We start from the raw sequence: 6647 nt of genomic DNA, 5'->3' as shown, positions 1-6647 counted from the left end.
TGGACAACGTGTTCATCGAGCGTCTGTGGCGGTCGTTGAAATACGAATGTGTCTACCTGCACGCATTTGAGACCGGATCAGAACTTCGAGTGGAGCTCACGAAATGGATCACCCATTATAACGGGCAACGTCCCCATACGGCCCTGGCTGGACGAACGCCTGATGAGGCGTATCATGGCACGCCGACGCCATCTGGTCCGGGGTTAACCCCGGACCAGATGGCCAACAGCAACGCCGTCAGAATTGCGGCATAACAACAACCGGGTATAGCTTATTCAAACCCAAAAACTGTCCGAACAGACGGGTCCACCTCTGTCAGCATGATTGTGCCAAAAGACGGCGAACACAACCTTATGCAGGAATCGCTCGATGAAGTTTGCCTCTACCCGCCTGATTGCCGCTGACATCAACACCATGGTTGCATTTTATGAATTGGTGACCGAACAGCCTGCCGAATGGCTTGCGCCCCAGTTTGCCGAAATCGTCACCCCTGGCGCGACACTCGCGATCGGTAGCGCCGAGACGGTCGCCCTGTTCAGGGAAGGAACTGCCGAACCGGGGGCAAACCGCACCGCAATTCTGGAATTCAGGGTTGATGACGTGGATGCCGTATTCGCACGCCTGAAAAACAAAGTGGACGTTGTGATTGAGCCAAAGCTGCTGCCATGGGGCAACCGCACGACCCAGTTCCGCGATCCCGAGGGCACGATCATCAGCCTGTTTACGCCGTTAACCAAAACCGCCCGCGCCCGTTTCGGAACCCGGCGACAACGGGTGGCCAACCGGTCTGTTATTTCTATAGACAACATACAGGAAAGCGGGGGGGGGAGGCGAACGACCTAGTGCTGGGAACTAACCTGAAGAAACCGGTCATTTAGTCCCGGTGTCTCGGTCTCGTGACAGCTTTACGTCGTCCTAGTTCAAAGCAAAACGGCATATGTAGCAGCGTGACCTATCTCTCGCTTCTTTCATGCCTTGAAAAAGAACGTCGATAATCCGCTTGCACCGTATCTTCATCTCCACGTGATTAACAGGTCGGCCTCCTGAACATTCGACGATGAGCGCCATGGCAGCGTCCTGGTCCTTCCCGATGCTGCGATCCGCCTTGCTGTCATAGGCTAGAGCCCCCAAGGCGCGGCAGTGCTCTGTCTTACCATGTCCAGCAAACGTCTCGCTGCAGCGATTACGTTCCATGGCGGTCTTTCGGATGAAACGCCGGCCACATGAAGACAGCGGAATTGGTTGCTGCCCCCTCATCGGCATCGCACACCTTGCGATCGCTCACAATGGACGATGAGGAAAAACGACGCATTATCCAAGTCCCCAGTCAGGGTAAATTCATGTTCGATAGGTTTCCTGAACTTGGTGGGAGTGCAATCAAGGAGGCGACCACGATCTCGGTGCCCAACGACGTCCAGAACCACTGCTCATAAAAATCCGGCACGCGCCCTCTGATGTTCTGACGTCCGAACATCAGCATACGCTCCGATGCTCTGAGGTTCGCGCATTTTGCGATGGGATGTATTCCTCCCATCCGAGAAGGACCTTACAAATTTCGTCTGAGAATGTTCTGACGTCCGAACATTGAGCATAAGGATGAACTAGAACCAGAAGACTATCGTAACACGCCGCACAGCAAAATATCATCCTCCATTATATCTTTGATCGCTATCTCCTCGGCTGATTTATGCCTCGTTTTAATGATTTGTCCGCTTTGACAAAGCCTCATTCAAGACACAAGTAATCTATAATATGGTCCTAACATGCCGCACCTGGGCCGGATTAGATCTTCGACGAGAAGCAGGAACACATTGATCGTATCTTTCGAAGACCAATTTAGGGCTTCATATCAGCCCATATGTCGTCGATTTTTTCCTTGACAAGAAAGACTGATAACAATCAACATCAACCATCATCGTTGATGTTGATGCTATTTTACGCATCAAAAGTCTGTCTGGGGAAGCCATAATGAACGGTCAAACATTTCGAAATAGCCGACTGACTTTGCGATTAAGTCAGGCCGACATCAAAGATGAACTCAACCGCAGACTTGGCCGAAGCTATGATAAACCCAAGATTAGCCGCTGGGAAAACGATAAAGAACCGATCCCGGATGATGTCGCCGAGGTGATACGTAATATGGCTGGCGCAGTTCAAGATTCTGCAAGAATACTTGTGCTGGCAAACCAAAAAGGCGGCGTTGGGAAAACAACGTCTTCGCTCAATCTTGCATACGCGTTGTCATCACTGGGAGGACGCGTTCTTCTCATTGATATGGATCCCCAAGCAACAGCTACAGCCGGAATACTCGCTGGCGCCAGTGTTGAACTTTATCATCAGGGTAAAACGACAGCCCACCTCATTCTCGGTGGGAAACCTCTCTCTGAAATCGTGGTTGCGGCAGGCACGCTACCAGACGGACGCGAGCTGCCCTTCGATTTCATCGCCAGCCATATTGACCTAGCTGAAACGGACGGCCGGAGAGAGCCCGGTTTTGACGCCGCTCTACGGGAAGCCATTGATCCTGTCCGTGAGGACTACGACTGGATCGTGATCGATGCACCTCCCAATCTCGGCATGCTTACATGGATGAGCCTTGCTGCTGCCGATGATGCAATTGTCCCTGTGAGAACCGAGCCTTACGACACAATGGGCGTTGGCCTGATTATCGGCACAATTGGCAAGATCCAGCGTCGTCTGAATCCAGGACTTCGACTTCTTGGTATTTTACCGACGCAATATAACGCACGCAAATCTGTGGACCGTGAAGTCCTTCAACACTTATGTTCCATGATGAAAGATCGCGCCCCAGTTCTGGAACCCGTGCCTTCAAGCGCTGTGTACGGTCATGCTGCACGCGCAGGCAGGATTGCGTTGGAGTCCTCTTCTTCAGCGGCCGCAACGGCACCGTACCTTCGGCTGGCACAAGCACTCCAAACGAAGACAGATTTTCCGCTTGCAGATATCGAACAGCCTGAAGGTAATGCGTGATGGCAACCCGACGCAAAACAAAAGCCCCATCTCCTATTCTTGGCGTAGCCGCTGGGCTCATTGACGACGCCAGCAACAGTTTTGTTCGCCAGGACGGCAAATTTCGACATACATTCGAAATTCCTTTGACAGAAGTAGCGCCAGATCCGGACCAACCACGAAAAAGTTTTGACGACGAGAGTATCGCAGCACTGGCAGAAACAATGGTCGCTGAAGGACAGCTTCAGCCCATTCTCGTACGTCGTGTCACGAACTCACAATCCGACAAACGGTGGGTCATAGTCGCGGGCGAACGCCGTTGGCGAGCCGCGCAACATGCTGGCTGGTCCAGCATGCTTGCAATTGAACACGACGGTGATGCTGAAGTCGCAGCGCTCATTGAGAACCTTCAGAGAGTGGACCTAAACCCTCTGGAAGAAGCAACCGGCATCCAACGACTGATTGAAAAAAGAGGCTGGAACCAGAGCCAGGCAGGTGAAGTTCTTGGAAAAAGTCGCGGCGAAATTAGCTCTATCCTGAAAATCCTGACGCTCCCAACCGATATCCTTGAAGAGTTGACGTCAGAGCGAGGTGTGGCACGAAATACCCTTGTGGAACTCGCAAGAGTCCCGGATCCTGTGAGACAACAAGAACTCATTGAACAAGCTAGAACCGGACAACTCACAGTAAAAGCTATTCGACTGGGTCGAGCTGACCTCGAACGGCCGGAATCCGCACCGACCCGCAAACCTTCCGGATTTACGTTTACATCCGTAGACAGGATGGCCCAGCGTCTAAGTGAAGTCCGTGCCCAACAACTCCCGCTTAATTCGGAAGACCGTGAACGCTTGCGAAGGCTCCGGGCCGAGATTGATCAGGTGCTCGGTGATGAAAATACGTAACACTGACGAGAGAATCATTGACCCTGGTTGTATTAACCGGTTTGTTTGCATTCGGAACATCGCGCACAAAAGGCAGGGCTGGGGTAGATAATGGCTAGCAACGAAGCTGACCTGTTTGTCGACTCCCTAATAGGGGCTCCGTTAAAGGATGACAGAGCCCTTATGGAATATCCGTTCTTCAGCATCCAGAAGCAACCGCGCATGGAGCCTCTGATATATGACGACGGGAAAATACAAATTACCATAGAACCTGGCCCAAAAGGGCTTGCGACGATTTGGGATAAAGACATACTTCTTTATGTCGTCTCTCTTATCAATGAACGCATTGAGCGAGGGATGACTGTCGACCATACAGTCCGCTTCGCTGCGCATGATCTCCTGCGCGTCACCGGTCGAGGAACAGGTAAGCGCAGCTACGACCTTTTGCTCGATGCGCTTCATCGTCTGAGATCTACGAACATCATGACAACAATCGAATCTGCAGACGAACGCGACCGGCGCGGGTTTGGCTGGATAGAGACATGGCGCGTAGTCGAGCGGAAAACATCGACTGGACGTAAAATTATGGCAGCCATTGAAATTACGCTCAATGACTGGATGTTTCGTGCCCTCGTCAAGGAACGCAGGGTGCTGACAATTAACCCCACTTATTTTAGTCTCGATAGTGGGTTGGGTCGCCGTATTTATGAGATCGGACGAAAGCATCTTGGTAACCAAGAAATATGGAAAATTAGTCTAGATAAACTCGCCAAGAAAATCGGTACTACACGCGAATTACGATTTTTCAAAAGAGATCTTCTCAAAATTATAGGCGATGACGTTATCCCCGATTATCAGCTATCCCTCGAAGTAGGTCCAAGGGGAGGGCGTCCCGTAGTGATTTTTGAACATCGAGAATCACAATCTCAGCGATAAAATATGAGCAGGACATGTGCGCGATGTTCCGAACCATGAGACGCTGTCGCGTTTGTTTTCCTGGGCGGCTGTGAAGCGCAAAATACCCAAGATATCAAGCCTGCTAGTTATCGGATGCCATAACTTGTCATCGACCAAGGAATCAAACGCACGGACGTCCGAACGCCAGAGACCTACCTTAAACGTGCGCGATGTTCCGAATTCATGGCGTTTGGGCAGAGACTGCGCCTCATCAACACCTTGGGCAACTATCGGCGTGAACTTGATAACCGAATTAGCAAGATGAAGATCGTTAATGTGCGCGATATTCCGAATATCTGGCCTAATGCCTTTTCCAGCGTGCGCGATATTCCGAAATTTTCTCTTTCTTATATCCATTCCCAAAAATTGGAGGCCTGTTGCAGTTGTTCTTGACGGTCGCAAGGTATGCCTTCTGCCCTGTCGACGATGATTACTCCCATTATTCACAGCAACGCGATTCTCGTTCGGAATATCACGCACGTCTTATCGGAACATCGCGCACATCCCAACGGAATATCGCGCACGTTTTCTTTCGGAATATCGCGCACGTCTTATCGGAACATCGCGCACAGAAATAGCGCCTAACCAAATGATATTAAACGCGCTTTTCATCCTTTAACTTTTTAACAGTTTAAAAATAACCTTCTAACTCGACCGTTGGGGATAAGTCTGCCTTCCTTGCATTCCATCTTCAGTTCGCGCTAAAACGCATTATCTTCCGGTATGTAAGCAGCAGCTTTCTCTCCCCCTTGAAGAAGCAGCTTATTCGACGTTGAATTAACGTCGCAATCTCTGCAAATACACCAATCAAGAAACACCCCTTTAGGGATATGATTTAGATTCGAGAATCCAAAAGCTAATAAGCCGATAATAAAAAGCCATAATAGAAATATAAGCCAGTATGTAAAAGCACCAGATCGACCAGCACGCCGCAAGGGGTAGCTCCTCCCCGTGCTCGGCGTCTGCGTCGCCTGCGCGCGGGTCCGGTGCTACCGCTACGCGGCACCCTTGCCCCGCACTGCCCGACCCGGTTGCAATGAGAGCTGAAGGAAAGAGTAATCAGGCTGTTGATTTTCACTGAGAACTGACCCGGGTAGGGCGGAAATTTTCATTGAGATTTGACCCATGCCTTCACACTCCTCGGCAGCATCTGCTGGGGGTTTGAGGGGTGATTGACATGGAGCTTCTGAGTGTGATCCGTCGGTGGCACTGCCGGGATCAGAGGTGGTCCCCATTTTTCGGACAGGGCAATAAGCTATAATTGAGTAGCCCCTAGATTTCTGGACGCCCAAGCTCCTAAAAATGAGGACAGGAGGCGTTGATGGGAAAGCCCAATTTCAGTGATGAGTTCAAGCGTGATGCGGTGGCGCAGATTACCGAGCGGGGCTATCCGGTAGCGGAAGTTTCGCAGCGGCTCGGGGTCAGTACACATTCGCTATATGCGTGGAAGCGGCAATTCGCGAAGATGGCATCAGGCGATACCGGCAAAGATGCCGAGATCCGGCAACTGAAGCGCGAACTGGCCCGGGTGACCGAGGAGCGCGACATCCTAAAAAAAGTCACCGCGTATTTCGCCAGGGATGCAAAGTGAGATACGCCTTCATTGCCGAGCATCGCGATCATTTTGGAATTCGGGCAATGTGCCGCTGTCTGGCCGTGCAGCCCAGTGGGTATTATGCCTGGCGGAAGGAGCCGCTGAGCCGACGGGCTCGCGAGGACGTCCGACAGACCACGTTGATCCGTCAGGCCTGGAAGGGATCACGACACGAAAGTGTATTTTACGTACGCTTGGAGTGAACACCTGTAGAACTGGCCACATTGAGGTTCACGCAACAAGTA

The 6647-nt window shown here is 51.4% G+C and carries 5 protein-coding genes and 1 pseudogene; all 6 read left to right on the top strand.

The window, feature by feature from the left end:
* Positions 1-254 (top strand): integrase core domain-containing protein (locus DY926_RS12215; RefSeq protein WP_148707776.1); only part of this gene is annotated, 254 nt, incomplete at its 5' end.
* Positions 255-369: 115 nt separating this feature from the next.
* Positions 370-843: a VOC family protein gene (locus DY926_RS12210; protein WP_241503192.1), complete on the top strand. Its 474-nt coding sequence runs from the start codon at positions 370-372 to the stop codon at positions 841-843.
* 1125 nt (positions 844-1968) lie between these two features.
* Positions 1969-2991, top strand: a complete 1023-nt coding sequence (locus DY926_RS12200) for a ParA family protein (RefSeq protein WP_014106763.1) — start codon at positions 1969-1971, stop codon at positions 2989-2991.
* Complete coding sequence (locus DY926_RS12195) at positions 2991-3872, top strand: ParB/RepB/Spo0J family partition protein (RefSeq protein WP_010511481.1); 882 nt, start codon at positions 2991-2993, stop codon at positions 3870-3872. Before DY926_RS12200 ends, DY926_RS12195 begins: the two co-directional genes overlap by 1 nt.
* A 90-nt stretch (positions 3873-3962) precedes the next feature.
* Positions 3963-4787, top strand: a complete 825-nt coding sequence (locus DY926_RS12190; RefSeq protein ID WP_116703619.1) for a replication initiator protein A — start codon at positions 3963-3965, stop codon at positions 4785-4787.
* Between the two features lie 1342 nt (positions 4788-6129).
* A pseudogene (locus DY926_RS12180) lies at positions 6130-6569 on the top strand (transposase); the annotation flags it as partial.
* Positions 6570-6647: the final 78 nt, after the last annotated feature.

Origin of the sequence: Komagataeibacter melaceti, from assembly GCF_003403295.1 — a bacterium.
Taxonomy (GTDB): domain Bacteria; phylum Pseudomonadota; class Alphaproteobacteria; order Acetobacterales; family Acetobacteraceae; genus Komagataeibacter; species Komagataeibacter melaceti.
This window is presented reverse-complemented; position numbering and strand designations above follow the sequence as displayed.